This window comes from Limnobacter litoralis (genome assembly GCF_030160455.1).
Lineage (GTDB): Bacteria > Pseudomonadota > Gammaproteobacteria > Burkholderiales > Burkholderiaceae_B > Limnobacter > Limnobacter litoralis.
Genome location: NZ_BSOJ01000015.1, coordinates 369,076 through 395,355 on the forward strand (window position 1 = coordinate 369,076; position 26,280 = coordinate 395,355).

The window sequence follows — 26,280 nt, forward strand, 5'->3', positions numbered from 1 at the left end:
TTATTCGATAAAAAAAGGCCACCTTTCGGTGGCCTTTTTCGGATCAACAACCGACTTTAAGCAGCCAGTTGCGCCTTGTTGGCAATTTCCACAAACTCTGGAATCTGATCAAAGTTCATGTAGCGGTACACGTCGCCAGACACTGTGCCCAGCATTTTGACCTGCTCCATGTACTCTTCCACGGTCGGGATCTTGCCCATCAATGCACACACTGCCGCCAGTTCGGCTGAGCTGAGGTACACGCGGGTGTCGATGCCCAAACGGTTCGGGAAGTTGCGTGTAGAAGTGGACACGGCGGTGGAACCCTTGCGGATTTGCGCCTGGTTACCCATACACAGTGAACAGCCTGGCAATTCCATGCGCGCACCTGTGCGGCCCAAAATGCCGTAGTAGCCTTCCTCAGTGAGGATGTGCTGGTCCATCTTCGTGGGTGGCGCAATCCACAAACGCGTTGGAATGTCGCTCTTGCCCTCAAGCACCTTACCGGCCGCGCGGAAGTGGCCAATGTTGGTCATGCAGGAACCAATGAACACTTCGTCGATCTTGTCGCCAGCCACTTCAGACAGGAACTTCACGTCATCAGGGTCGTTCGGGCAAGCCAGGATAGGTTCCTTGATGTCTTTCAGGTCGATTTCAATGACCGCAGCGTATTCTGCGTCGGCATCGCCCTTCAACAGTTCAGGGTTGGCAATCCAGTCTTCCATCGCCTTGATGCGGCGGGTCAGCGTGCGTGCATCCTGATAACCCTGAGCAATCATCCACTTCATCAAAGTGATGTTGGAGCGCATGTACTCAATGATGGGCTCTTTGTCCAGATGCACGGTGCAACCTGCAGCGGAACGCTCTGCAGAGGCGTCTGACAATTCGAAAGCCTGCTCAACTTTCAGTTGTGGCAAACCTTCAATTTCCAGAATGCGACCAGAGAAAATGTTCTTCTTGCCTTTCTTTTCAACAGTCAGCAAACCGGCCTTGATGGCGTACAGGGGAATGGCGTTAACCAGGTCACGCAGGGTAACACCGGGCTGCATTTCGCCCTTGAAGCGCACCAGCACGGATTCGGGCATGTCCAGAGGCATCACGCCTGTGGCAGCAGCAAAAGCCACCAAACCAGAACCAGCCGGGAAGGAAATGCCAATCGGGAAACGGGTGTGTGAATCACCACCAGTGCCCACTGTGTCGGGCATCAACAGGCGGTTCAACCAGCTGTGAATGACGCCATCACCTGGACGCAAGGCCACGCCACCGCGGTTCTCGATGAAGTCGGGCAACTCGTGGTGCATTTTCACGTCCACGGGCTTGGGGTAAGCCGCAGTGTGGCAGAAGGACTGCATCACGAGGTCAGCCGAGAAGCCCAGACAGGCCAGATCTTTCAACTCGTCGCGTGTCATTGGGCCAGTGGTGTCCTGAGAACCCACAGTGGTCATCTTGGGTTCGCAGTATGTGCCGGGGCGAACACCTTCCACGCCGCAGGCCTTGCCCACCATTTTCTGCGCAAGGCTGTAACCCTTGCTGGAAGCAGCTTGTGAAGAAGGACGACGGAACACGGGGCTAGGGCCTTGACCCAAAGCGGCGCGCGCACGGTCAGTCAAACCACGACCAATAATCAAGGGGATACGGCCACCGGCGCGCACTTCATCAAACAGAACGTCGGTTTTGACGCTGAATTCAGCAATGACTGCACCATTTTTCAGGGCCTTGCCTTCGAAGGGGCGCAGTTCAATTTCGTCGCCCATTTCCATCTGGCTGACATCCAGCTCGATAGGCAGTGCACCGGCATCTTCCATGGTGTTGAAGAAAATAGGCGCAATCTTGTTGCCCAGGCAATAACCGCCGAAGCGTTTGTTGGGAATGAAAGGAATGTCATCGCCGGTGAACCACAACACGCTGTTGGTGGCTGACTTGCGTGATGAACCAGTACCCACCACGTCGCCTACGTAGGCGATGGGGTTGCCTTTGGCTTTCAGGGCTTCCACTTGCTTGATGGGGCCAACCTTGCCGGGTTCGTCGGCTTCAATGCCGGGGCGTGGGTTTTTCAACATGGCCAACGCGTGCAATGGAATGTCGGGGCGGCTCCAGGCGTCAGGTGCCGGCGACAAGTCGTCGGTGTTGGTTTCACCACTGACCTTGAAAACGGTCAGCTTGATGCTGGCAGGCACTTCAGGACGGCTGGTAAACCACTCGGCGTCGGCCCAGCTTTGCATCACTTTCTTGGCGGTTGCACTGCCCTTGTCGGCCAATTCCTTAACGTCGTGGAAGTAATCGAACATCAACAGGGTTTTCGACAGGGCTTCAGCGGCAATTTCACCCACTTCGGCGTCGTTCAGCGCGTCAATCAATGGCTTGATGTTGAAACCGCCGAGCATGGTGCCCAACAGGAAAGTGGCCTTTTTGCGGTCGATCAGCTTGCAGCTGTCAGATCCATTGACCAGTGCTGCCAAAAAGGCGGACTTGACCTTGGCCGCATCGTCTACGCCGGCAGGAACGCGATTGGTGATCAAATCAAGCAGAAACTCTTCCTCGCCTGCGGGCGGGTTTTTAATGAGTTGCACCAGATCAGCAGTTTGCTGTGCGGACAAAGGCAATGGGGGGATGCCCAACGCTGCGCGTTCGGCAACGTGTTGGCGATAAGACTCAAGCATGAGTAAGCTCCCTAGATTGGGTGAAGTAAATGAAAACCTGTCGATTTTGGGGCAATTCCGCCCGGCTTACAAGCGCGTAAAATGGCAGCGAGCAAGGTGCCCCACAAGTCTTATATATGATATAGGACAAAGGCCCTTTAAAGTAGGCGATCCGGTCTATTCTGAGCCGAATTGTTGAACCGATTTCCGGTATCTGGCTGGCGTCACACCCACCGTTCGTTTGAATGCGTGAGTAAAGGCAGCCTGATCGTTGTACGCCAAAAAACTGGCCAGATCGATCAGGGTCATTTCGCCCTGCTTCAGCATGTTTTTGGCCATCCCGATACGCACACGCTCCAACTCCAGCCTGAAATGGCTCCCCAACTCACCCAACCTGCGTTGCAAAGTGCGTGTCGACAGGTTCAATCTGCTGGCCACATCCACGATGTTTGCACTGCCTGAGGCCAAAGTCTCCTGAATCGCCCGGTCCAGTTGCGGCCATGGCGAGGCGGCCTCGCTGACTTTCCGCAGCAGCAGTTCGGCTTGCTGGTCCAGAATCTGTCGCATCACGGCATCAGGCGCGCGCAACGGCCAGCTCAAGGCCTCAGCAGGAAATACCACCTCGGTCCACTTGGCTTCAAAATAAACGGGACAGTGAAAAAACCGGGTGTAGGGTTCAATGGAGGCCACCATGGGATTGATGAACTGAACACGCAAGGGGTTCAAAGGCTTGTCCGTCAAGGTTCGGCTGAACGCCACCAAAACGCCAATGGCTGTTGTGTCCACCAAATGGCCGGGCCTGCCGTGTTCGTCACCCCATCTCAAAATGACGGTGTCCTTGTCCAGTACAACGCTCAACTGATTAACCGCGTAAATCAAGTGCTCGAACTGCTGCAATCGTGCAAACGCCTCGCCCAGCGTGCCACAGCAAGAGGCGATGTAGCCCAAAAGCCCTGTGTTTGAGGGTTTCACCATGGAAGCAAGCTGAAGTGGCAAATCAGGCTGCCCAAGTGCCTGATCCACCCAACCCAGCATACCTGCCCATTGGTCTACCGTGATTCGGTTCAATTCACCGGGCGATGGCCTCTCAAATGGCATCCGGCCGGTTAGCGCTGGATGAACAGCCTCCAGCCAGTCAAACAGAAGATTGACATAGCTTGCTGAAACATGACCTTGGCGCACGAGTTGATTCATTATTTGACAATAATCGTTGTCAGAGTTGATGAAATTTGATTATTCTATGGCGATTAACCAATCATACTAAAACCCGGAGACCCGCCATGACCGCCACCTTTGCACAACGACTTTTCAGCCAGACCCGCCGTAAAAATCCGTTCTGTCTGCCAGAAGGCGAAATTCAAGGTCTGGCTGGCTGGCTGATTGCGCTGGAAAGATCTGCCTGTGGATTGAGCAGACATGAGACGCGGATCGAGGGGTTCACCATACCCTATCTGAAAGGCGGACAAGGCGAGCCTTTGGTGCTGGTGCATGGCTTCGGAGGATCCAAAGACAACTTCAATCGCTTTGCCGCCAAACTCACCCAACATTTCACGGTGTACGCCATTGATGTACCCGGTTTTGGTGGCAGTACCCGCAACCTGCAGGCGGAGTACGACATTCCGACGCAAACCCGCCGTTTGCATCAAATCATTCAAAGCCTTGGATTGAGCAAGCCGCACCTGGCCGGCAATTCCATGGGTGGCTGGATTTCAGGCCTGTATGCAGCCACCTACCCCGATGAAACAGGTTCCGTGTTGTTTTTGGCCCCCGCAGGGATGAAGGCCTCCTGGAAATCCGAGGCGCTACGCCTTTACACAGAGACCGGAGAAATTTTGCTAACCCCCTCAAACCTGGCGGAGTATGAACGATTCATCGACCTCGTGATGTACAAACGACCCGCTTTTGCACCCAAGGTGGTCATCAAAGCCATGGCGGCGCGGGCGGCGAAAGACCTCGAACTGAACCAGCGAATCTACAAAACGTTCAAATCGGGTGAATCGGATCTGGCCAGCCAATTGCAGGCCTCAGGCTTCAAGGGGCCGGCCATGATTGTATGGGGTGAAAACGATCGGGTGCTTGATGTGGCAGGCGCTGACGAACTGAAGCAGGCTCTGCCAGAGGCCGAGTTGATGCGTCTGAAAAAGACTGGGCATGCACCCATGATGGAGAAGCCGGCAGAAGTGGCCCAAGCGTATGTGGCCTGGCGAAAAGTCTTGCGCTAAGAATGGCGCGAATTCACAAAAAATTGTCTTGTAAAGACAAGATTGTGATTCGAAAACTGATCAAACTGTTTCCATACACTCACAATGGAGACACACCGAATGGAACATTTGATTGAGCAGGCCCTGCCATGGCTACACATGGCTTTCGGTCCTGACCCAGACTGGAAGCAGGCTTTTCTGACCCTGTTAACGCCTCTTTTTCTCGGTGCAACGGGCGTTGAATACCTTTACCTCAAGCGCCATGGCAAATCGTTTTTCTTTCGCAAAAACGAGGTGATCACCAACATGTTGCTCGGCGGCAGCTATCAGGCCATGGAAATGGTGTGGTTTGCCCTGTTTGTGAATGCATTCATGCACTGGATGTATGGATTCAGATTTCAAACCATCACAGTGACCCCCTTGAATTTTTTGGGGCTGTTTTTGGGTCTTGAGTTTTGTTATTACTGGTTCCACCGTGCCAGCCACCGTATTCGCTGGTTTTGGTGCGCACACGTTGTGCATCACAGCGGTGAGAACATGACCACAACCACAGCCATGCGGCAAAGCCTGTTTTACGCGGTCAATCTGCATCAGGTGTTTTGGGCCCCCATGCTGTTGATCGGGTTCCCGGTGTGGGCTGTACTGCTGGCGTATGGCATCAACCTTGGCTACCAATATTTCGTTCATACCCAGGCCGTAACACGTTTTTCACCCTGGATTGAATACCTGTTCAACACGCCGAGCCATCACCGTGTACACCATGGCCGCAACCCGCAGTACATCGACAAGAACTACGGTGGCGTGCTCATCATTTGGGACAGACTGTTCGGCACCTTCGAGCCTGAAGTTGAACCCGTTGAGTACGGCATTGTGCGTCAACCCAAAACCGACAACATCTGGACCTTGAACACCCACGAGTGGAAAGACATGTTCAGCGACGTATTGAAACCCGGCACTTCGTGGCTCCGTCTAAAGCACATTTGGGCCCCACCCGAATGGATTCGACCCGGCTTGCAAGAACAATCCAACCTGCGGGACAAGCCAGTGGCCTGAAAAATAAGTTGATTGAAAAAACACCTATCGCGCTAAAGAATGTGTATGATGCCTGAAGGCATGCATTGTCCAACATGTGTCATATGCAAACCATAGACAGTCAAGTAAGCGCTCTTGATGCATTGGTTATGTCCAATCCAGAGGGGGCCTTACTTGGAGAAACCAGTCAACGTGTACGTCAGGGGTCTAAAAAGACTTCATGAGCAGGTAATCGCACTTGTCTTCCTGATTCTGGCGGTTAACCTGATCGGTTTTTGGGTGGGTGCTTCCAACAAAACACCCAACTCACTGCATCTGCCCTTCAGTCATCCTTTTCCCATAGTGTTGTTTGGTCTGATGGCCATCAGCCTGTGGGCCAAGAAAAATCCAAAACTGACAACAATCAGACTGTGGCTCGGGCCGTTGGTCTTTCTGACCTATGTGTTGGAAATGCAGTTGCTGCACGCCGCTGGCAATACAGACAAAACCCTGGTTTTCACCTTGACCGCAACAGCAGCCTTGGCCCTTGTGCTGTACGCCGGTAAACATTTGCCCGCCCAAATAGAACACGGTTTGTTCATGTTGTGCATGACGCTGTCCATGTTTGCACTGATGTACTGGCCATTTTCCCAAGAGCACAGCATCTCATTTTCTGACCCTCTGACCTATCAGTTATTGGCCTGGGTCGGCGTCACTCAGGGCCGCGTGTTTCAGCGGTTTCTCGTCGACATTGATGAAAGTTATTCCAAACGGGTCGGACTTTGGTTCCTGATGACCAGTCCCTTCGTTCTCTTGGCCTTCAGTTTGCTGATGCAGCTTGTTGTGTCGAATAACCTGTTCGATCGTCCACATCTGGTGGTGGCCGTCTTCAGTGCCCTCCTTTCATCGCTGGTGATGTTCGCTGTTTTTCGCTACACCAATGTGCTCGCTTATTGGGAAAAGGTTCATCGCCAGGGCTTGCACTCAACCCAAACCGAATTGCGAAAGGTCATTGAAGAACTTGATTTTGAGCGCGTGCAAATTACTGCCCTCAATGAAAAACTGAACAAGGAATTGCACATCAAATCAACCAGTCTGCAAGACGCAGTTGAGACCTTGATGGCGCAGCAAATGAACGCCAAGGCTGCCTACGAGTCCAAATCGCGTTTTTTGGGCACAGTCAGCCACGAAATTCGCGGCCCCTTGAGCGCAATCGTGAATTTGGCTGGCTTGATTAAAGCAGCGCCAGCGGATGAGACGCCGAAGCTGGCTGGAAAGCTTGAGCTTGCAACCCGACATCTGGATGCCCTTCTGACTGACATCCTCGAGATGAACAAGTTGACTCTTGGAAAAACAGTGCTGAAGCAAGAGCCCATGAACCTGGAATCCGTCATCGGCAGAATGATCGAATGGGTGGGCCCCGTCGCCAAAGACAAGGGGCTTTACTTGCGCATGGCAAAAAAGAGCGCCCCACCCTGCCACGTTCTCGGTGACGAGCTGCGTCTGAGGCAGATTGTGTTGAACCTGGTCAACAATGCGGTCAAGTTCACGCGCTTTGGCGGTGTCGAGATTTCTTTAAACTTCCAGCCCGTCAATGAGCTGGAAACCGATGTCGAAATCAAGGTGGATGACACAGGCCCCGGCATTGCCCAAGATCGCTTGAACGCCATTTTTGCCCCTTTTGTTCAGGAGCACGAAGGCATCGCCAAAGAGTTTGGTGGATTCGGTCTGGGTCTTGCAATCGTCAGGGAGCTGCTTGGCCTGATGGGTGGCACTCTCGTCGTAGACACCACCAAAGGCTTCGGAACAACTTTTCTGGTTCGACTACGCCTGCCTTTGGTCAAACCGCTGACCAGCATGCCAACGCCGCAGCCTGAGATCACGGCAATGCCTGATCAGTTGCCTTCCGGAACGTTCAAAGGGCTCAAAGTGCTGGTAGTGGATGACACTGCATTGAATCGGGATGTCACAAGGTGGGTGCTTGAATCTTTGGGCTGTGAAGTGGCTGAAGCGGACAGTGGAAACGCTGCCATTGAGCTGCTTTGCAACCACGTGGTGCATGTGGTGCTGATGGACCTGAATATGCCCGGTGAAAACGGCATTGACACCACAGTACGCATTCGCAGAAACCCAAAGACAGCCCACGTACCCATCGTGGGCCTGAGTGGTTCAGACAATGAGACGGACGCCACGGAGTGCATGCGGGTGGGCATGCAGGATTACCTCATCAAACCGCTCGACCCCACCGAATTGAAAGAAAGTCTTGCCCAAATTGGCGTATGGCCTGCACGAAATTCAATCAAGATTCATGCCGATTGCCGGCAGTACGATGAAGAAAGCACGGATACCCGGTCAGGGGGGGCCACATTCACGTCATGGTAGTTCGCTGAAAGGTTATTTAACATTCACTTCGTGTAGTAAGGAGTGAATCATGCAAATACTGTTGGTGGAAGACGATGACCACGTCAGGTGGGTCATTGAGGAAATGCTCGCAAAAATGGGGCATCAGTTTGCTTCACTCAACAGCGCAAACAGCGCACTTGAGCACATCAAAAGCGCTGCAAAAAATTTCTACGACTGTCTCATCCTTGACCGGAACATGCCCGGCATCACGGGCATTGATCTGTTGAGGATTTTACGCAAAACCCCCGACCACGCCCATTTACCGGTCATTATGCTCACGGGCAACAACACGTCGGAAGCCGTGGCGGAAGGTCTGGCCAGCGGGGCACAACTCTATTTGGCCAAGCCCGCCTCTTACGACATCTTAAAAGCTGCCCTGAATTCAATTCGCGAGCAAAGTGTTCAACGCGAGGAGTTGCGAAATACACTAAACACCACACGCCTGGGTCTGCAAATGGCTGAAAGCCTTCGCTTTCAGTTCAAAACACCTTCCCAGGCCAATCAACTGGCAGCCTTGTTGGCCAATTTGGCCGACGACGCCGATGAAGCGGTGATCGGACTCTCAGAATTGCTGATGAATGCAGTTGAGCACGGCAATCTGGAAATTGGATACAACGAGAAGTCACGTCTGCTGGAACAGGAGTGTCTGCAGACCGAAATCATCCGACGATTGTCTGACCCCGTGCTAGGGGCCAGAGTGGCGCACGTGCATGTCGACAAAATTCAGGGCCGATTTCGCTTGACCATCGAAGACCAGGGACACGGCTTTGACTGGAAGCCTTACCTTGAATTTTCACAGGAACGCGCATTTGATTTGCATGGCCGAGGTATTGCAATGGCCAATCACAGCGGCTTGAAAGACTTGAAGTACCTGGGCCGAGGCAACTTGGTCGAGGTTTGGTTGGACTGCCCCCTGAATTCGGCCCTTGCACCCAACACGGAGCTGAGTCACTCAACCCAATGTGGCCTGGAGACAAGCCATGCCTGAGGTCACGCAAAACAACAGCCACACGGAGGGGCGAATCATCGGGCCTGGGGTGGACCTGCTTGCTGCAATCAACCGAATCACCAGTGGATTTTTGGCTACCCAGAATGTTCTGAAGCACTTCAGCGAAACCCTGAACATCATCCTTGAGGTGTCGCACAGCGAATACGGCTTTCTGTCGGAACTCATGCACGATGAGCAAGGGGTTCCTTTCATGCGGGCCTACGCCATTTCAGACATTTCCTGGGACGACAAATCCAGAGCCATGTATGCCGTGTTTGAGCAAAAGAAACACATGGACTTTCGCACCTTGGACAACCTGTTCGGTCATGTGTTGAAAACAGGCGAAACCATCATCTCGAACGACCCGGCCAACGACAAACGCGCGGGTGGCTTTCCTCATGGCCACCGCAACATGGATTCCTATCTGGGAATGCCCTTGATTGCTGGGCAAGAGGTAGTTGGCATGATCGCCATTGCCAACCGCCCCGGTGGATACAGCCAGGCGCTTGTAGACTGGATGGAACCCGTGCGGACCAGCCTGAGCAGCATGATCCTGAGCATGCGCGCCCAACGAGAAAACGAGCTGGCGAAAAATGCCCTTCTTTTGGCCAAAAACGAGGCTGAAAAGGCAAACCGTGCAAAAAGTCTTTTTTTGGCCACCATGAGCCACGAAATTCGCACGCCCATGAACGGAATCATCGGCATGTGCGAACTGCTTGAAGAAACCCAGCTTACCGAGCGCCAGCGGCACTATGCACGCACAATTACCCGAAGCGCCAGTTCGCTGCTGGCCATCATCAACGACGTGCTCGATTTGTCCAAACTGGAGGCAGGCAGCACCACACTGTCGAACAAGGACTTTGACCTGGAAAGGCTGTGTCTGGATGTCAGCAGCATGTTGAGCCCGGCCAGCCGCCAAAAAGGCATTGAACTTGTTTTTCACTACGCTGGGGATCTGCCCACCCATTTCGTGGGCGATGAAGCGAAGATCCGGCAAATTCTGATCAACCTGATCAGCAACGCCATCAAGTTCACAGATCGCGGACATGTCATTGTTCAAATTGAGCGCGGTCAGGCGCATGACGTCAAAATTTCCGTCAGCGATTCAGGCATCGGCATACCAGAAGAAAAGCTGACTGAGTTGTTTCAGATGTTTTACCAGGTTGACCAGGAAGCCGACCGAAAATACGAGGGCACAGGTCTGGGACTCGCCATCAGCAAACGGTTGGCGCACCTCATGGGCGGTGACATTCATGCCCAAAGCGTCAAGGGCCAGGGCTCTACTTTTACACTGGAGCTGGAGTTGTGCCCCAGCCAAGCCAATGGGGGCCAAACCTCTGAGGAATCTCCGCACTTTGAGAAGTCACGGGTGCTGCTTGTTCACGGTCATGCCGCCTCTCGTGAATTGCTGGAGGCCCAATTAACAGCCTGGGGGGCTGAAGTGCACGCCGTCGAAAACGCGGCAGAAGCACTGCTGAAAATCGAATATGGCATTCACAACCATTCAGCCTACTGCATGGCCATCGTGGATGCGGACATGCCCCGTTTCAGCGGCCAGTGGTTGGCTCGAGAATTGAATGCCGTGCTTGGAGATGCAGCACCCCTGATGCTCTTGCTGGAAACAGAGATTTCATCCGACCCAACAGACGCGTCCCCCATTGTGAAGCGAATGCCCAAACTGAGCGGTACGACCAAGCTCAAACAGACACTCACAGAGCTTCTGGCGCTGGTCAGACAAGGGCTTGGACATCAACAGGTGCACCGGTTCCTGCAAACGGATTCCAACCACAGCAACAAACCAGTGATCCAATCGGACATCGCAACCACGTTCAGTGGTCAAGTTTTACTGGTGGAAGACAATCCGGTTAATCAGGAAGTGGCGATGATTGCCCTTGAACAGCTGGGTTGCAAGGTGGACGTTGCCTTTGATGGGCGGCAGGCGGTTCAAAAATTCAAATCTGGTCAATACGATCTGCTGTTCATGGATTGCCAAATGCCCAACATGGACGGTCTTGCTGCCACACGCGAAATTCGCAATCATGAACTCAGGCACGGCAAGCGCCCCACCCCGATCGTGGCCATGACCGCCAACGCGCTTCCCACTGACCGAGACAAATGTCTTGAAGCGGGCATGAGTGATTATGTCTCCAAGCCCGTTCGACGACAGGATGTCATCAACATACTGAGCATGCACCTCAGGCCTGCAGAACATGTGCCAGTCCATCAGCCCAATCTTGCAGCATTGGAAAACCTGGTCGGAAAAGATTCGAAACTGGTGTCAAGGATCATTGCGCGCTACAAAGTGGCACTGGAGCAAGACCTGAAACACTTGAGGGATGCCGTTGAAGCAGCACAGAATCCAGATCGGGAAAATCTGATTCAAATGCTTCACCGAATGAAAGGCGGCGCTGCCGTATCCGGTTTTGAGCAGTTTGCGGCCAGACTTTCCGATCTGGAAAAGCAGTGCCGGCAGCAATCGTGGGAGACCCTTTTAGACCCATTGAACGCCCTGCTTGCGGATGGACAACGGATACTGGACGCCAACTAATAACACCCCTCCCCCTGCAACAGAGGCCCGCAAGGTCTACAATGGAATGAATCGAACAAGGATTCATTCATGCGCAGAAAGCCTTTAAACACCACATCCAGATCCAAACTGACCAAATACGCCAAACCGCTGGCCAATCTGGCTGTCTTGCTGGCCGAATCGGGAAGTCGGCTTGAACGAAGGTACTGGAAAAAGCGCCTTTTTGCGATGTTGGCTCCCATTCTGGAGGGGCGAAGTGACACCACGCTGAACCAGACGCTGGAATACCTGTACGGCACGCATTACAAAGCCTATGACGAACTGGCTTTCGCCATTGAAAACACCGTGGAATCACCCAGCCTGGGCGAATCAGAGGACTTGCTGCTGCTTGCTGTCCCCATTCTGGCCTGGTCAACCTACAACATTCCTTCAGGCAAAATTGAAGAGTCATTGGTCGCTGAATTCACACAGCTGATCAAAAGCCATGTGCTGTCCGAACATTCACACCTGGTTTTGACCAACATGCTGTTCAGCCCCGATCAGTTGCCTGAGAGCTATACAGCAGCGGCAGAACTGGCCCGCCAACTCGGCCAGGCCGCACTGGATCGCGTGCTTGTTCGCATCGACACCGAGAATTTGCCTGAAACCCAAAGTTTTCTATCGGATGTGCGGTATCTCATCGGTGTCATCGCCGTGCCCACGGGTCAACCTGCCTTCAAATGGCAGGAGGAACAAAGCAACGGAAGCTTGCTGAGCAAAGAAGACGTTCTGGACAAATGGCGAACCATGGGCAGCCAAGCCTTGCAAAAGCTGATGCCAGGCTGTTTGCTCGAACTGTTGTTACCCAATGGCTTGTACAACGCCTGCCGGGAAGCCGAAAAAGAAGCCCGCGCCTATTCCGTTCGTGCCTCTGCCGCATTTCTCGAGAGCGCGTTGGATGTGCCGGTCAAAGACATACACGCCAGCGTAGGCGCCTTTGTTGAACGCGGCGAAATTGAAGAATACCGAATCGGATTTTCCATTGAAGACAGCCCCGAGATCGTTCACGGTGTGGTTTGGCCCCTGATTGGGGAAGAATATGGCAATGAACCTGACCCCGTGTATGAAAAAGACATCCAGAGTGAGCCCGACAACCCGGTGATTCGTTCAAAGATTGAAGCGCTGTTGAAAGACGTCGGCATTCGCCACATTGCCGTGCTGGAAGAACGCTTCCCGCTGGAGTACTGCGAAGACTGCGGGTCACCGCTGTACCCCAACCCGGAAGGCGAACTGATGCATGCGGAATTGCCCGAGGACTCTGAACTGCCAGGAGCCCACCTGCACTGATTTAACCATGACAACAAGGAGGGAATTTATCCATGTCCAAGTTGAGCACAGATTGCCTGGATACCTTTGAAACCCAAACCGGGCTAAAAGGTCGATTTTACAGCCTGCCCAAGCTTCAGGCGCTTGGTTTTGAGGGCTTGTCCAAACTGCCCGTCTCTATACGCATAGTCCTTGAGTCCGTTCTCAGAAACTGCGACGGTCAAAGAGTCACTGAAGCACACATTCAACAACTGGCCAATTGGCAGCCCAAGGCGCACCGCGACGCCGAAATTCCGTTCACCGTCGCCAGGGTGGTGCTGCAGGACTTCACGGGCGTCCCGCTGCTTGCGGACCTGGCTGCCATGCGCAGCGTGGCAGACAAATTGGGCAAGAATCCCAAAAAGATCGAGCCCTTGGTGCCCGTCGATCTGGTGGTTGATCACTCCGTCATGGTTGATCACTACGGCACTGCCGACGCGCTGAAGCAGAACATGGAACTGGAATTTGAGCGAAACCGAGAACGCTACCAGTTCATGAAATGGGGGATGCAGGCCTTCGACACCTTTAAAGTGGTGCCCCCCGGCATCGGAATTGTTCATCAGGTCAACCTTGAATACCTGTTTCGGGGCGTCCGGTGCGCGGCACCCGCCAACGCCATCACCGAACACACGGTTTTTTACCCTGACACACTGGTGGGAACGGACAGTCACACCACCATGATCAACGGTGTGGGTGTTGTGGGCTGGGGCGTGGGCGGCATTGAGGCCGAAGCGGCCATGCTGGGTCAGCCCGTGTATTTCCTGACTCCTGATGTCGTCGGTGTTGAACTCACCGGGGCACTTCGTGAGGGCGTCACTGCCACCGACCTGGTGTTGACCATCACCGAGTTGCTTCGCAAACACAAGGTGGTTGGCAAATTTGTTGAATTCCATGGTGTTGGCGCTGCCAGTCTGTCGGTCACCGACCGTGCGACCCTCTCGAACATGGCTCCCGAATACGGAGCCACCATGGGCTTTTTCCCACCCGACGAGAAAACCGTCGAGTTCTTGCGCAAAACTGGTCGCACCGCAGACGAAGCAGACCGCTTCGAAGCCTACTTCAAGGCGCAGGGCCTGCTGGGCATTCCAGCAGAAGGCGCATTGAACTACTCCAGCGTTGTTCAACTGGATCTGGACACGGTCATGCCCTCGCTGGCGGGTCCCAAACGCCCGCAAGACCGTATTTTGCTGTCTGACATGAAACAGCGGTTTGACGAACTGTTCTCTGCACCCGTGGCTGACAACGGATTTGGCAAACCTGCCACACACTTGCACACCCGGCACAACACCGACATCTCGGGTGTGGACATTGGCCAAGGGGATGTCATGATCGCGGCGATCACCTCCTGCACCAACACCTCAAACCCAGGTGTGATGCTGGCCGCCGGTCTACTGGCAAAAAAAGCTGTTGAAAAGGGTCTAAAGGTGCATCCCAGGGTTAAAACTTCACTGGGCCCAGGGTCACGAGTGGTCAGCGATTACCTGTCAAAAACCGGTTTGCAACCCTACCTGGACAAGCTGGGATTCAATGTGGCGGCCTATGGCTGCACCACATGCATCGGCAATGCAGGTGACCTGAAACCCGAATTCAATGACACGCTGACCAAGCACGACATCATCGGTTGCGCCGTGCTGTCTGGCAATCGAAACTTTGAAGCCCGCATTCATCCAAATTTGCGGGCCAATTACTTGGCCTCCCCCCCTCTGGTGGTCGCATTTGCACTGGCTGGCACCGTACGCATCAACATGGCCAAAGATCCAATCGGCATAGGCAGCGATGGTCAGCCTGTCTATCTGGCTGATTTGTGGCCAAGCAATCAGGAGGTTCAGGCTCTGCTTCCATCTGCCCTTGACGCAGCCACATTCACGCGGCTTTACAGCAATTTCACGAGTGACCCCGATTTGTGGAGCCAGGTTCCCGCGCCGAATGGTCAGGTCTACAGCTGGCCTGAATCCACTTACATCGCTGAACCCCCTTTCTTCGAAGACTTTGAAATGCAGCCAGGTGGCACAGCACCCATTTCGGGTGCGAAAGCCTTGCTGATTCTGGGCGACAGCGTCACGACCGACCACATTTCGCCTGCAGGATCATTTAAACAGGACACACCAGCGGGCAAATACCTGGGCAGCAAGGGCGTGGGCAGCAAACAGTTCAACAGTTACGGATCACGGCGAGGCAATCACGACGTCATGATCCGTGGAACGTTCGCCAACGTCAGGGTCAAAAATCTCATGATCCCGGCCCGTGAGGACGGCAGTCGTGTCGAAGGGGGATTCACCCTCAAAGATGGCAAGCTGGTCAGTGTGTTCGACGCAGCCACGGCTTACATGGCGGAAGGAACCCCTACCCTGGTCATCGCAGGAGAAGAATACGGCACAGGATCATCCCGAGACTGGGCCGCAAAAGGGACCCAACTGCTTGGAGTTCGGGCCGTATTGGCCCGCAGTTTCGAACGTATCCACCGCAGCAACCTGGTGGGTATGGGCGTGATTCCACTTCAGTTCATGGGTGAAGACAGCGCGGAAAGCCTGAATCTGGACGGCACAGAAACCTATGATCTGCTGGGTCTGGAGGACAACACCAAACCGCAGGCGGAATTGACTCTGCGTATTCAACGCGCCGACGAGCACACCCAAGAGATCAAGGTGCTGAGCCGAATCGATACACCGATTGAGGTTGAGTACTTCAGACACAAGGGCATACTGCCCTACGTGCTTCGGGAATTGTTGGCAGCTGCCTGAATCAGACTTGACCGGAACCGCCGTTGTGGCCACCGTGCCCACCGGTTCCGGAATCACCTGCAAACTCGTTGCCCCCGACACTGGCACTGGTGCTGATAGACGAGCTTCCGTGTGACGAGAACAGGTCATGAACCTGCTCAACATGATGTTTGTCAGAGAAATCAAGCGTCAGCGGGAAAGCCTCGGGCGATGTAAACAGCGCATCCAACGTGGTGTGCACGCCCGCCACCCCGTGATCATGGTGAGAGAACGTGTCAAAAATGCTGTAAGTGTCAGCCTGAACCGAGGTCAGCAATGCCCCGTTGGGCAAACTCGACAAAGCGCCAGACACATCGTGAAGATTCAACGACAAATCTGGAAACAGGCTTTGTGTGGTGTGATTCAACTGCAACAGCTGGCTTTGCAAGTCGCTGATCAACTGCCCCATTTCATGCAGGTTCAGTTGGCCTTCAAGCCCTTGGTGAATCTTGGGCAGCTGATCTGCCAGACTTTGCCCCAAATTCAAGAGGTGAGCGTTTTCATGAGATTGCGCCATAACTGCTCCGTGTAGGTCGTGAACCACCCAGGATGTGTCTGGCAACACAGGCTCAGCCATTGGCTGGGTCAATGACACATCTGATACACAATGTTCGATCGCACATTGTACACCACCCACTGAAATGACCTGATGACCAGGCAATTCGCCTGCAAAAGAGGCGGAATGAACTTGGACGCCTTCCAGCAAATGAAATGAGGAACTTTGAACCCGATCAATCAACACGCCCGGCCCCTGGTCGGACTGGCTGTTGTTCAGTGCATCGAGGATGATTGATCTCATGGTTCTGTACGTGGTTTGTGTTCCATAACCATTATACAAACCAGACCAGTCAATCGGATTCAGGTCAAAACAATAAGCTGAACCGTTTTAGGCGTGCTTATTCGGGTCTAAAGCGCCCAACAAATGGTTCACGGCAGAATCACCACCCGTAGCTGAACTTGAAATGCTGCTGCTCAGCGTGTTCAAACTCAAAGTGCTGTCGCTTCCAGAGGTGGTTGGCGCAGACAATGTTCCCAAAATGCCACCCACCTGATTGAGCGTACCACCCAGAAGGTCACCTGTTCCGCCGGTTGTACCGCCAGTGACGGGTGCTGTAATGGCGGTAATGGGGTCGGTAATCGTGTGCAAAATGGGGGATGTCACCTGACTGATCGGCTCCGTCACGGTGGAGATGGTATTTAACACAGGTTGAGTTGCACCCGTAACGATGTTGGTCACGGGGTCAACAACGCCGGTCACCGTGTGCAAAACGGGGTCAAGTACGGTGTGAGTCACCGGGTCGAGTATGCCCGTCACCGTGTTCAGCACGGGGTCAGTGACAGTCGTTACTGTGTTCACCACCGGTGAAATGACTGAGGTCACGGTGTCGGTCACGGGCGAAATCACCGAGTGCACCGCACTGGTCACACCATCCAGACCTGGCAAGGAATGAACCAGGTCTGTGACTGAATTCAGGCCTGATGTCAGATTGTCCAATCCCGAAGACACAGCGCCCGTATCCAGATGCAAAGTGTCCAACGTGCCCTGCAGCAAACCGCTGTCATGGGCAATGCTGGAGGTCAGATCTGCTGGCGCAAGGTGCGCCACTTCGGGCACCATGGATTGCACCTCAGACCCCAAGCCGGGCATGACCGGGTTGAACACGGCGTGCAGGGAATCAATCTGACTGGTGAGGCTTTGTATCAAAGCGTTTACGTGTTCAAGACTGGGCACAGCTTGGGCAGGGGCGAGATTGTTCGCCGTGTCCAGGCCTGCCAGCAAATGCATGAATTCAGGCGAACCTGCTGTCGATGCGGCAGACGTTGAGTAAACATGCGTGGCGTTGCCGGCCTGGTGATCAAAAGGCAATGGGTGATCGCCGCCAGGCACGGCAAAAGCCTTGCCACCCAGATCCGCCAGGTTGGTTCCGTCACTGACTTTGTCTTGGCCGAACGCCGCAGGGGAGGCACTGGCCACCTGGGAAGTCAAAGCCATTGCTGAGGCGAGAAGTCCCGCGTTCGAAGCGGCACTGGCGAGATTCAAGGTGGACTGCAAATCGTTGTTTTGAAAACCGGAGTACAGGGAACCTGCGTCAGAATGACTGCCGGTGATGCTTCTCAGCAAAGCGCCGGAGGGGGCTGAATCCCAAGTGCGTTCAAGCAAAGGCTGCCCGGTCACGGTTGACTGAAGGATCTGCATGTTCAGGGAAGAAGGATCAGCAAAAGACTGCTCTGCGCGCATCAAGGCGCGATCTTCTTCAGTCAAATCGAACGGTGTATCGAAAGTGTTTGCCATGATTGAACCTGCCATCCTGAATCCCCCTTACAAGTTTCTCACCACGCAGGGGTGGCGATTCGTCCAATTAAGGGATAAAACTGGGCCTGTTCTTTATATTGGTCACTTTACTGACAAAAATCAAGGATTTACTTAGTAAAAATCCTTGTCAAGCTTGGTGTCTGTCTTTAGTGCGGGTCTGACACTGCGCTCGCTTTCACTGTTCAGTATGCGTTCGTTTTCGGCTTTGCGCGTCACGCTGAGACGTTGTGATGGCGTCAGTACAAAGCGGGACGCATTTTGAATGTCTGCCTGATCCACCGCGATGCCCAGCTGCCTTGCGATGTTGTCATCGGCCGGGCTTGAAGCAATGTCAGCCGTTGCACGAAGGTTGTCCTGCAATTTTGCGCGCTCAGGTACTTTGGCGAAAAACGGACTGATCCAATCCCCTTCTTGATGTGGGGTTGGCATCATCTGGCCCATGGCCCTCAGCAAACGAAAACCGGCCTCTCGCGCATCAAACACCGAGTTGATGTAAGCGATCAACACGTTGAAGTACTCAACCTCAGAGTCCAGCATGACAATCACAGTTTCGCGACCGAAATCACGCAGGCGCTTGCGGTTCTTGAACACCTGAAGGGCCTCTTTGTATGCACCACTCAAGGTGTTTGATCGCCCCACCCCGGCCATGTACTTGCCCCACTGAAACCGCACATTCTCCTGAACCCGTATCCGGGTGGATTCCAACTGGGCTCGACGCGTCTGGATGGTTGCCTGCGCCTGTCTGACCCGCGCAATCTGGTCACCCCCAGAGAATGCGCTGTAGGACAGACGCAAATTCACCGAGCTGTTTTGAGTTTTGCCCGTGTAAATATCGGGCTGCTGGTAGAACTGCTGAATACCGACCAAATCCACCGAAGGCCACAAACTGGCGTCTTCAGCGTCGTAGTCGTATCTCGCCTTGCTGATCTGGTACTCACCCAGCCGGACTTCAGGGCTGGCGAACAATGCCTTGTTGATCGCCTCTTCCATGGTCGGTGGCAACATGTCACGCGTCACATCGAGTTCAGGAACCGTCAAAGGATCCGGGTAAGCACCAAAATAGCGAGCGTAGGTTGCACGGGCCTCATCCAACTGCCCTTGGTAATTAACCAGTCGATCCTGAGTCACAGCCAGCCTGGCCTTTGCAAACTGCTCATCGGTAACTCCACCACCGCCCAAGTCCACGCGGCGGCGCTCCAGCGCGAGCAACTCGGCCACTGCAGACTCGGCCGCCTTGGAGGCCTCAACCAGCAAGGCGTTTCGTGACAGGTTGTTGCTGGCAATAAAAGACTCCGTCACCACATCCTGAACAGTTTTGTCGAAATCGCCATTGGCAATGACACCTTGTTGCTCCGCAGATTTGGCGCGAGCGGTCAACCTGCCGCCAGTGTAAATAGGCTGCAATACAGTAATGTCGGTCGATTGAACGTTGTTGACGGTGGTACTTGAACTGGCATTGGCGCCAATTGACACTTTCGGATAGAAGGCTGCCTGTGCCGCGTCTTTGACATAGGCCGTCGCGTTCACATTGATCTGGGAAGTCGTGATGTCAGGGTTGGTGCGCACCATTCTGGCAAAACGCAGTTTTGCAAGCTGCACATCAGACATTCCGGCCGTGGCAGAGCCCGACAAACCGTCAAGCCCCTGATTAACAGTGACGCTTTGATCCTGAGCAAACACAAAGGAAGGTGACGTCAACGCGCCACTTAACGCAACCGCAAGGGTTTTCTTACAGAACGCACGGCCAGTCACGCTGTCTCCAATTGCAGATAAATTCAGTTACACAACAATATACAAATAAACGCGGTAGCCCACTGGCCTTGGCAGCAATCAAGGCTCCCGGAATGCCTCTTTGCGCAATTTCAATACGGGTTTAATCAGATACCAGATAAATGGTTGAGACCCCACATGAATATCCACTTCCGCAGTCATACCAGTAGAAATGCGCTCCGGCTTGTCGGGTGTGCCAAAAAACGATTTGTCAGTGCTGACCACCAGGCGATAGAAAGGCCCAGTCTCGGCATTGCCTGGGTCGGTGTCGGCTGCAATCTGGGTCACGTGCCCAGGCAAGGTGCCGTAACGCAGAAAGTCGTACGCAGAAATCTTGATGTCTGCCTTTTGTCCATCGCTGACGTACCCCCGATCGGAAGGTGACAGTCGGGTCTCGATCACCAAAGCCTCGTCAGAGGGCACCACTTCCATGATGGGCTCACCTTGTCGAACGACGTTACCCACAGCTTGAAGCTTCAGGTTTTTGACCACGCCATCAATCGGCGAACGAATGACTGCCCGGTCACGCTGGTCGTTGGCCCGGTTGATTTCATCTTTCAAACTGGCCAATTGGCGCTCAACAGTGGTCAGTTCATCGGCCGCACGGCGTCTAAACTTGCCCATTTCCTCTTGCTTGTTGGCTCGGCGCTCGCCCACGGCTGCCTTGGCCGTTTGAACCGATTCGCGCATGGAATTGATTTCGGAAATCAAAGAATCGTAATCGCGCTTTTTGCCCAGATACTCCAACTGGGACACCAGCTTTTCCTTCACCAGCTCACGCGTGATGTCCAATTCACGAGCCACAGTGACGGCACGATTCTGCAAACCATCCAGCTTGGCCTGAAGTTCATTGACCCGGCTCTGGTTCCCGTCTTCCTGACTCTGGTTGACGGCAAGCACACCCTGTAATTCGGCCATGCGCGCGCTGTACGTCGCGGTTTCTGTTCTCAGCAACTCGGGGTAATCAGCAGCCAGTTCTGGGTCAAATTCAGGCTTTTTCCCCGATGCCTCAGCCAGCAACCGAGCGCGGCTTGCCTCCAGTGCAGCGCGTCGGCTTTTCAGTTCGGCCAGGTTGATACCCCCAGTTGCCAAATCCAGTTCGACCAACACTTGGCCCTCTTTGACGCTGTCACCTTCTTTCACGGGCAACTCTTTTACGATGCCGCCTTCCAAGTGCTGAATGGTTTTCACCTTGCTGGAGGGCACAACCTTGCCGGGCGCAGTAATCACCTGGTCAACACGGATGAACAAGGAAGCAAACAGAGCCAGTGCGATCAGGCCCAGCGCAAACTTGCTTTTGGTGTCAAACGTGCCACCTGCAGGTTTGTAGATACTCGAAATTTCGGTGGCTGGTGCCTTTGGCTTGTCCAGTTCTCGGGATTTCACTGTGTTTTTGTCTGACATTTCAATCAATCATCCGAAAAAGGGGTCAAGCCTGCGCTGCCTTGCCACCGGTCGACGCCGCCGCATCAACATCCGCGCCGTTTTGGTGGCCCACTGCGGGGGCAACGCCATGTTGAACTGCCTGCGCAGGCGCTGCCACAGCAGGTTTTGGCAGAGAAATGCCATACAAAAGCTTCAACATTTCTGGCGTTGAACCCAGATGCAAGCGAGATTCTTTGTCCAGATACACAATCTTGTCGCAAATGGACATCAGGCGCACAGAATGGGTCACCATGACAATGGTTTTGGTCGCCGCCAGACTCTTGAACACCGCCATCAAATGCGTTTCAGTCGCGAAATCCAGATCATTGGTGGGTTCATCCAGCAGCAAAACCGGCGCGTCTGACAAAAACGCCTGCGTAATTGCAATTCGTCGCCGCTGGCCGCCAGACATCCGGTTGCCACCCTCGCCCACTTGCGTCATGTAACCGTCAGGCAATTTGGCAATGAAGTCGTGCGCACCAGACCGTTTGGCCGCCAGCAGAATTTGCTCATCGGTCGCATCTGGGTTGGATCGGCGCAGGTTGTCCACGATGGTGCCTTCAAACAGCAACGAAGTTTGCGGCAAAAAGCCGACCCACTTGGAAAGTTCTTGACGTGAAAACTGGGACAAATCGTACTCATCCAGCAGCACACGGCCCTCGCTGGGCGTGTACAAGCCACGCAATATTTTCAGCAGCGTGGATTTACCTGCGCCGTTGTCACCAGCCACGCCATAGATTCCACGTGGGCCCAACTGCACAGACACGCTGTTCAACACGCTTTTCTGGGCACCCACGTGCTGATAGCTCACACTTTCGAGTCGCAATGCGCCTGAGGGCAAAGGCAGGTTCAGTCCGGTGTGCTGCTTTTCTTCTTCAGAGGCAAAAACGGCATCCAGGCGATCCGTCGCTTCCCGACTGTGCGCAATGCTTCTCCAGTGCCCGGAAAGCGAGGCCAGCGGGCCAATGGCCTTGCTGGCCAACATGTTCGAGGCAATCAATCCACCCACAGTCATCCACTGATGAATCACCGCAAACGCACCGACGGCAGTAATCAAAACGTTGACCGACAACATGATGGAAGTCGACAACTCGCGTTGGTCTTCCATTTCACCGTTTTTTTGAAAGGACTCATGCACCCATGAGTTGTAACTCTCTACCCATGCACGCTTGGCAGATTCATCCTGAACCAGTGATTTGATGGCCTCACGCCCGCGACAAACCTCCGCAAGCACCTCATCCCGACGACGTGCCAGCATGAATTCCTCGACACGTCGCTTGCGAAACTCGCCAGAGCTGTACCAAGACAGGGTGGCCAGGCAAGCCAGGCCGACAAGTACCACTGGCAGCAGAGGCAAAGCGATTGTGGCAATCAGTCCGATTGAAAGGATGGCAAATGGCAGATCCAGAATGGTCATGGCCACCGCACCGCTCCACACCACGCGGACGGTGTCCACGTCTTTAAACAAGGAGTACCAAGCCGCGGTTGACCGTGCCTCCAGATTGCGCAGCGGAATCGCCAGCAATTTATTCATCAAACGACCGGCAATGTCACCATCAATACGAACAGCAGCCACACGCAACACCCGGGCGCGGAACGAACGCAGAATCAGATCCGCAGACAGAATAATGGCCATACCGATCAACAGGGCGGTCAGGGTATTCAAGCCCGACCTGTAAATCACCCGATCATACACCTGCAAGGAAAAAATCGCGGGAAACAAACCCACCAGGTTCACAAACACAGAGATCAGCGCCGCCCGCTTGAGCATGGGGAACGCACCACGCACAACGCCTGACACTGTTTTGTCGGTAGAGACGGAATTGGGCGACTCTGTCTGATTGTCTGAAGATGGCTTGCCCGCAACTTGCTGTAAGCCGAAATTCCAGATCGCCTCCAGCCTTTCCTTGAACAAATATTTGACTGACATACGAATCCTTGACTCAGACAGCACCGGCCATCTTGGCCTGTTGAATTTTCAGGCGCTCCAGCAATACAACATAGGAAGCGAGTAAACGGGAGACCATGGGGCGCATGGCAGAAATTTGCTCAGGCGACAGCTTTTGCAAGGGATTGGGCAGTTGCTGTGGTGTGTCGAACTGCGTGTTGATTTCCGTGAAAACACGCTGAAACACAGCATTCAAAGCGGCATCCACCTCCGTCTCACTCATCGTGGGGTACGGCACTCCGCCTGCGGGCTGAAACGCGGACAAACGCTTTTGCCAATCCAGCACGGAAGCGGCCAGGGCTGGATCTGTTTTCAGCTGGGTTTCAAAAGCAGCTTTTTCAGCACCCCGGATGACCCCCAAGGCATAATCTGCAGCCAGCCAGTTTCTTTCTTCGTCTGTCATCTCTGTCTCCCCCTAGCTGTAATAGGTCGGTGTCTCAAAATCAGGGCGGTTCGGTTTGCTCATCGCTGCCTGCCTTTGTGCGTGGCTCTGGCCTTCCAATTCGTCGTACACAATTTTCAATTCGATCAATCCACGGCGGGCCCAGGTTTTCACGGTGCCCAGTGGCACATCCAGGTGCTCGGATATTTCACCGTGACTCATGCCATGGTTGTAGGCCAGAGTCAGAACCTGTCGATACTTTCCGTCCAGTCGGTCCATGCAGGCGTTCATTAACCGACCCGCATCCCCCTGATCCGATTTGGCCGCAGCCGACTCGGTCATAAACTCTTCCTGAACATTTTCAGAATCAGCAAACGATTCAATGGGAATGGTGTTAACGGTGTTGCCCTGCTGTGAAATCAAATCAAGGGCACGGTTTCGAACAATTTGATGGATCCAGGTCTCGGGCGCGGACAACGCTGAATTGAAAGTATGGGCATATCGCCACAAACGAATATAGGCGTCTTGCAGCACGTCTTGAGCAAGCCCGGGCTCACGGGCGATGCGAAGCGCAACCGCGAACATTTTTCGGGAAGTTAGCCGGTAAAGTTGCTCAAAAGCAGCCTTGTCGCGCTGTGCTACACGCTCGATCAAGCAGGCAAGCTCGGCTTTAAGGTCAATTGTCTCCAAGACAAACCCGTCCGTTTGTTAGATTTATTAGGGTAATTTACTGCCGCACAGGACACCCGAATCGCTCAATTAGGGCATCTTTTCCCTGCTTTACCACCCAAATAGACCAGGACTATTTGGAGGGGGACTCAAAAGATTAACCCAAATGAGTACCCCTTTCGAGCGATCATAACAAATGATAGTTGAAATCACTAGGTCTTGTAATCTTTTTACCTACAAATATACAAGCAACCCCCTAAAACACCCCATCCTTCCTAATCAAGTTTCTCTATTCCTACTGAATCCAAATCAAAAAGTCGTAGGTATTACATGAAACGCAAGGCACCGAAGAACGATTCTTACATGGGGCGATCATGAATCTAAGAACTGACTGGCCAAGCCAGCTACACATGGGTGGAACGATGAAAGACAACAATGGCATGAAACCCGATTCGGTCGTTAGATCAGAGACCCCCAGAATACCAAGCGCGCAAGCGCCACGGGCTGTCAGCCTTCAACCCATGTTTGTGACCAACCGCACCACCCTTCAAGAAATTGACAATCACCTTGCCACCGCCGAGACCCGAATCGTCGTAGTAACCATTGAAGCCTCCAACAACCATGGCATTGAAGTTGTCAACCACTTGGGCTCCCACTTCAGGGATGTCCGCATTGTGCTGGTCTGTGAGGGAAGCACAGAAACTATTTTGTCTCTTTCGTTCAGGCCCGGTGTTTGGGCCTGCGTGGGTAGACGGTCATCGGTCGAAACATTGCGAGAAGCCATTGATGCAGTGGCCACCGGTCAACGATATGTCGCTCCAGAGTTGACAACTGCAACCCAAGAACAGGCACGAAATACTCAATCTGCCGAAAGCCGAAGCACCATTCAGATTGAGTCCAGCGAAGAAACCTCATTGACTCGCCGGGAAAAGCAGGTTCTCAGCCTGATTGCACAAGGCAAACCCAGGCGCGAAATCGCTGAGCTGCTCAAGGTATCCCCTCGCACAATCGACGCCTACCGTGCCCGTCTGCTCCAAAAGCTGGATCTTCACTCCAGCGTTCAACTGGTCAAATACGCCATGTCTGCCGGCATGGCGAACTGATTTGGTTTCACCCAAACCAAGATTGACCCCGCTTCGGCGGGGTTTTTTTATGCCTGTGCGATAAAATACGGGCATTCATCACTCAAAATTCTGGACAACTCATGGCGACCAAGGCGCTGGTTCTCTTTTCTGGCGGTCAAGACAGCACAGCCTGTCTGGCCTGGGCATTGACCCGGTTCGATCATGTTGAAACCATCGGGTTTGATTACGGGCAAAGACACAGAATCGAGCTCGACTGTCGGCTGCAGGTCATTCGTGAAATGCGCCAACATTTTCCCGAGTGGGCCAGCAAACTGGGGGAAGATCGTGTCATTGATCTTTCCTGGTTGGGCCAGATCTCCGATTGCGCCCTCACTGACGAGCGGGCCATCGAACTGGCTGAAAATGGTTTCCCAAATACATTCGTACCAGGGCGGAATCTGGTGTTTTTCCTGATCGCGTCTGCAATTGCTTATCGGCGTGGCCTCACATCGCTGGTGGGTGGCATGTGCGAAACCGATTTTTCGGGTTACCCGGATTGCAGGGAAGACACGCTAAAGGCCCTGCAGGTTGCAACCAACCTGGGCATGGCCTCCTCATTCCGGTTCGAAACCCCCTTGATGTGGATCGACAAACAGGAAACCTTTGATTTAATTCAACAATTGGGCGGCCAAAAACTGCTCGACATCGCGATCGAATACACCCACACCTGCTACCGTGGCGACCGCAGCCAGCGCCATTCTTGGGGTTATGGATGCGGAGAATGCCCTGCTTGCGAACTGCGAAAAAGCGGGTGGGAAAAATATATTTCCGAAAAATAATCTTTTTTTGAGAAATCG

The 26,280-nt window shown here is 53.7% G+C and carries 18 protein-coding genes; 9 read left to right on the forward strand and 9 right to left on the reverse strand.

Features of this window, described 5'->3' with window-relative positions; translation table 11 throughout:
- Window positions 1–56 precede the first annotated feature (56 nt).
- Together acnB and QQJ87_RS08800 are read right to left on the reverse strand one after the other, a co-directional pair.
- Entirely contained in the window at window positions 57–2,639 is a 2,583-nt protein-coding gene (gene acnB / locus QQJ87_RS08795; protein WP_284281270.1) for a bifunctional aconitate hydratase 2/2-methylisocitrate dehydratase, read from the reverse strand.
- Between the two features lie 156 nt (window positions 2,640–2,795).
- Complete coding sequence (locus QQJ87_RS08800) at window positions 2,796–3,812, reverse strand: AraC family transcriptional regulator (protein WP_284281271.1); 1,017 nt, start codon at window positions 3,810–3,812, stop codon at window positions 2,796–2,798.
- An 86-nt stretch (window positions 3,813–3,898) separates the two neighbouring features.
- On the opposite strand from QQJ87_RS08800, the gene QQJ87_RS08805 reads away from it, so the two are divergent.
- The 7 genes from QQJ87_RS08805 to acnA all read left to right on the forward strand — a co-directional run bounded on the left by QQJ87_RS08805 (window position 3,899) and on the right by acnA (window position 15,833).
- Window positions 3,899–4,840 (forward strand): alpha/beta fold hydrolase, encoded by a 942-nt coding sequence (locus QQJ87_RS08805; protein WP_284281273.1) that lies wholly within the window; start codon window positions 3,899–3,901, stop codon window positions 4,838–4,840.
- A gap of 99 nt (window positions 4,841–4,939) precedes the next feature.
- Window positions 4,940–5,872 carry a sterol desaturase family protein gene (locus QQJ87_RS08810; protein ID WP_284281274.1) on the forward strand — a complete coding sequence of 311 codons (933 nt, stop codon included), beginning with the start codon at window positions 4,940–4,942 and terminating at the stop codon, window positions 5,870–5,872.
- Between the two features lie 153 nt (window positions 5,873–6,025).
- The gene (locus QQJ87_RS08815; RefSeq protein WP_284281275.1) at window positions 6,026–8,212 is read left to right on the forward strand and encodes an ATP-binding response regulator; all 2,187 of its coding nucleotides are present in this window, start codon (window positions 6,026–6,028) and stop codon (window positions 8,210–8,212) included.
- Window positions 8,213–8,261: 49 nt separating this feature from the next.
- Window positions 8,262–9,221 carry a response regulator gene (locus QQJ87_RS08820; RefSeq protein ID WP_284281276.1) on the forward strand — a complete coding sequence of 320 codons (960 nt, stop codon included), beginning with the start codon at window positions 8,262–8,264 and terminating at the stop codon, window positions 9,219–9,221.
- The gene (locus QQJ87_RS08825) at window positions 9,214–11,769 is read left to right on the forward strand and encodes a response regulator (RefSeq protein WP_284281277.1); all 2,556 of its coding nucleotides are present in this window, start codon (window positions 9,214–9,216) and stop codon (window positions 11,767–11,769) included. Before QQJ87_RS08820 ends, QQJ87_RS08825 begins: the two co-directional genes overlap by 8 nt.
- A gap of 69 nt (window positions 11,770–11,838) precedes the next feature.
- Complete coding sequence (locus QQJ87_RS08830; RefSeq protein ID WP_284281278.1) at window positions 11,839–13,074, forward strand: DUF2863 family protein; 1,236 nt, start codon at window positions 11,839–11,841, stop codon at window positions 13,072–13,074.
- Between the two features lie 32 nt (window positions 13,075–13,106).
- Complete coding sequence (gene acnA, locus QQJ87_RS08835; RefSeq protein ID WP_284281279.1) at window positions 13,107–15,833, forward strand: aconitate hydratase AcnA; 2,727 nt, start codon at window positions 13,107–13,109, stop codon at window positions 15,831–15,833.
- Between the two features lies 1 nt (window position 15,834).
- On the opposite strand, the gene QQJ87_RS08840 is transcribed toward acnA, so the two are convergent.
- The 7 genes from QQJ87_RS08840 to QQJ87_RS08870 form a co-directional block, all read right to left on the reverse strand.
- Window positions 15,835–16,650: a hypothetical protein gene (locus tag QQJ87_RS08840; protein WP_284281280.1), complete on the reverse strand. Its 816-nt coding sequence runs from the start codon at window positions 16,648–16,650 to the stop codon at window positions 15,835–15,837.
- A gap of 87 nt (window positions 16,651–16,737) precedes the next feature.
- Window positions 16,738–18,144 (reverse strand): hypothetical protein, encoded by a 1,407-nt coding sequence (locus QQJ87_RS08845; protein WP_284281281.1) that lies wholly within the window; start codon window positions 18,142–18,144, stop codon window positions 16,738–16,740.
- A 132-nt stretch (window positions 18,145–18,276) separates the two neighbouring features.
- Window positions 18,277–19,917 carry a TolC family protein gene (locus tag QQJ87_RS08850; RefSeq protein WP_284281282.1) on the reverse strand — a complete coding sequence of 547 codons (1,641 nt, stop codon included), beginning with the start codon at window positions 19,915–19,917 and terminating at the stop codon, window positions 18,277–18,279.
- 78 nt (window positions 19,918–19,995) lie between these two features.
- Window positions 19,996–21,339 carry an HlyD family type I secretion periplasmic adaptor subunit gene (locus tag QQJ87_RS08855; RefSeq protein ID WP_284281284.1) on the reverse strand — a complete coding sequence of 448 codons (1,344 nt, stop codon included), beginning with the start codon at window positions 21,337–21,339 and terminating at the stop codon, window positions 19,996–19,998.
- A 25-nt stretch (window positions 21,340–21,364) separates the two neighbouring features.
- Window positions 21,365–23,290: a peptidase domain-containing ABC transporter gene (locus tag QQJ87_RS08860; RefSeq protein WP_284281285.1), complete on the reverse strand. Its 1,926-nt coding sequence runs from the start codon at window positions 23,288–23,290 to the stop codon at window positions 21,365–21,367.
- A gap of 13 nt (window positions 23,291–23,303) precedes the next feature.
- Window positions 23,304–23,711: a hypothetical protein gene (locus QQJ87_RS08865; RefSeq protein WP_284281286.1), complete on the reverse strand. Its 408-nt coding sequence runs from the start codon at window positions 23,709–23,711 to the stop codon at window positions 23,304–23,306.
- Window positions 23,712–23,723: 12 nt separating this feature from the next.
- Entirely contained in the window at window positions 23,724–24,380 is a 657-nt protein-coding gene (locus QQJ87_RS08870) for an RNA polymerase sigma factor (RefSeq protein ID WP_284281287.1), read from the reverse strand.
- Between the two features lie 353 nt (window positions 24,381–24,733).
- Between QQJ87_RS08870 and QQJ87_RS08875 the strand changes: the two genes are divergently transcribed.
- Window positions 24,734–25,462, forward strand: a complete 729-nt coding sequence (locus tag QQJ87_RS08875; RefSeq protein ID WP_284281289.1) for a LuxR C-terminal-related transcriptional regulator — start codon at window positions 24,734–24,736, stop codon at window positions 25,460–25,462.
- 101 nt (window positions 25,463–25,563) lie between these two features.
- Window positions 25,564–26,262 (forward strand): 7-cyano-7-deazaguanine synthase QueC, encoded by a 699-nt coding sequence (gene queC, locus QQJ87_RS08880; RefSeq protein WP_284281290.1) that lies wholly within the window; start codon window positions 25,564–25,566, stop codon window positions 26,260–26,262.
- The last annotated feature ends 18 nt before the right edge of the window (window positions 26,263–26,280 follow it).

Excerpts from the sequence above, each read along its gene's own strand:
- acnB (WP_284281270.1), bottom strand. The coding sequence starts at position 2,639 with ATGCTTGAGTCTTATCGCCAACACGTTGCCGAACGCGCAGCGTTGGGC.
- acnA (WP_284281279.1), top strand. The coding sequence starts at position 13,107 with ATGTCCAAGTTGAGCACAGATTGCCTGGATACCTTTGAAACCCAAACC.
- QQJ87_RS08840 (WP_284281280.1), bottom strand. The coding sequence starts at position 16,650 with ATGAGATCAATCATCCTCGATGCACTGAACAACAGCCAGTCCGACCAG.
- QQJ87_RS08825 (WP_284281277.1), top strand. The coding sequence starts at position 9,214 with ATGCCTGAGGTCACGCAAAACAACAGCCACACGGAGGGGCGAATCATC.
- QQJ87_RS08830 (WP_284281278.1), top strand. The coding sequence starts at position 11,839 with ATGCGCAGAAAGCCTTTAAACACCACATCCAGATCCAAACTGACCAAA.
- queC (WP_284281290.1), top strand. The coding sequence starts at position 25,564 with ATGGCGACCAAGGCGCTGGTTCTCTTTTCTGGCGGTCAAGACAGCACA.
- QQJ87_RS08805 (WP_284281273.1), top strand. The coding sequence starts at position 3,899 with ATGACCGCCACCTTTGCACAACGACTTTTCAGCCAGACCCGCCGTAAA.
- QQJ87_RS08865 (WP_284281286.1), bottom strand. The coding sequence starts at position 23,711 with ATGACAGACGAAGAAAGAAACTGGCTGGCTGCAGATTATGCCTTGGGG.
- QQJ87_RS08800 (WP_284281271.1), bottom strand. The coding sequence starts at position 3,812 with ATGAATCAACTCGTGCGCCAAGGTCATGTTTCAGCAAGCTATGTCAAT.
- QQJ87_RS08860 (WP_284281285.1), bottom strand. The coding sequence starts at position 23,290 with ATGTCAGTCAAATATTTGTTCAAGGAAAGGCTGGAGGCGATCTGGAAT.
- QQJ87_RS08810 (WP_284281274.1), top strand. The coding sequence starts at position 4,940 with ATGGAACATTTGATTGAGCAGGCCCTGCCATGGCTACACATGGCTTTC.
- QQJ87_RS08845 (WP_284281281.1), bottom strand. The coding sequence starts at position 18,144 with ATGGCAAACACTTTCGATACACCGTTCGATTTGACTGAAGAAGATCGC.
- QQJ87_RS08875 (WP_284281289.1), top strand. The coding sequence starts at position 24,734 with ATGAATCTAAGAACTGACTGGCCAAGCCAGCTACACATGGGTGGAACG.
- QQJ87_RS08855 (WP_284281284.1), bottom strand. The coding sequence starts at position 21,339 with ATGTCAGACAAAAACACAGTGAAATCCCGAGAACTGGACAAGCCAAAG.
- QQJ87_RS08820 (WP_284281276.1), top strand. The coding sequence starts at position 8,262 with ATGCAAATACTGTTGGTGGAAGACGATGACCACGTCAGGTGGGTCATT.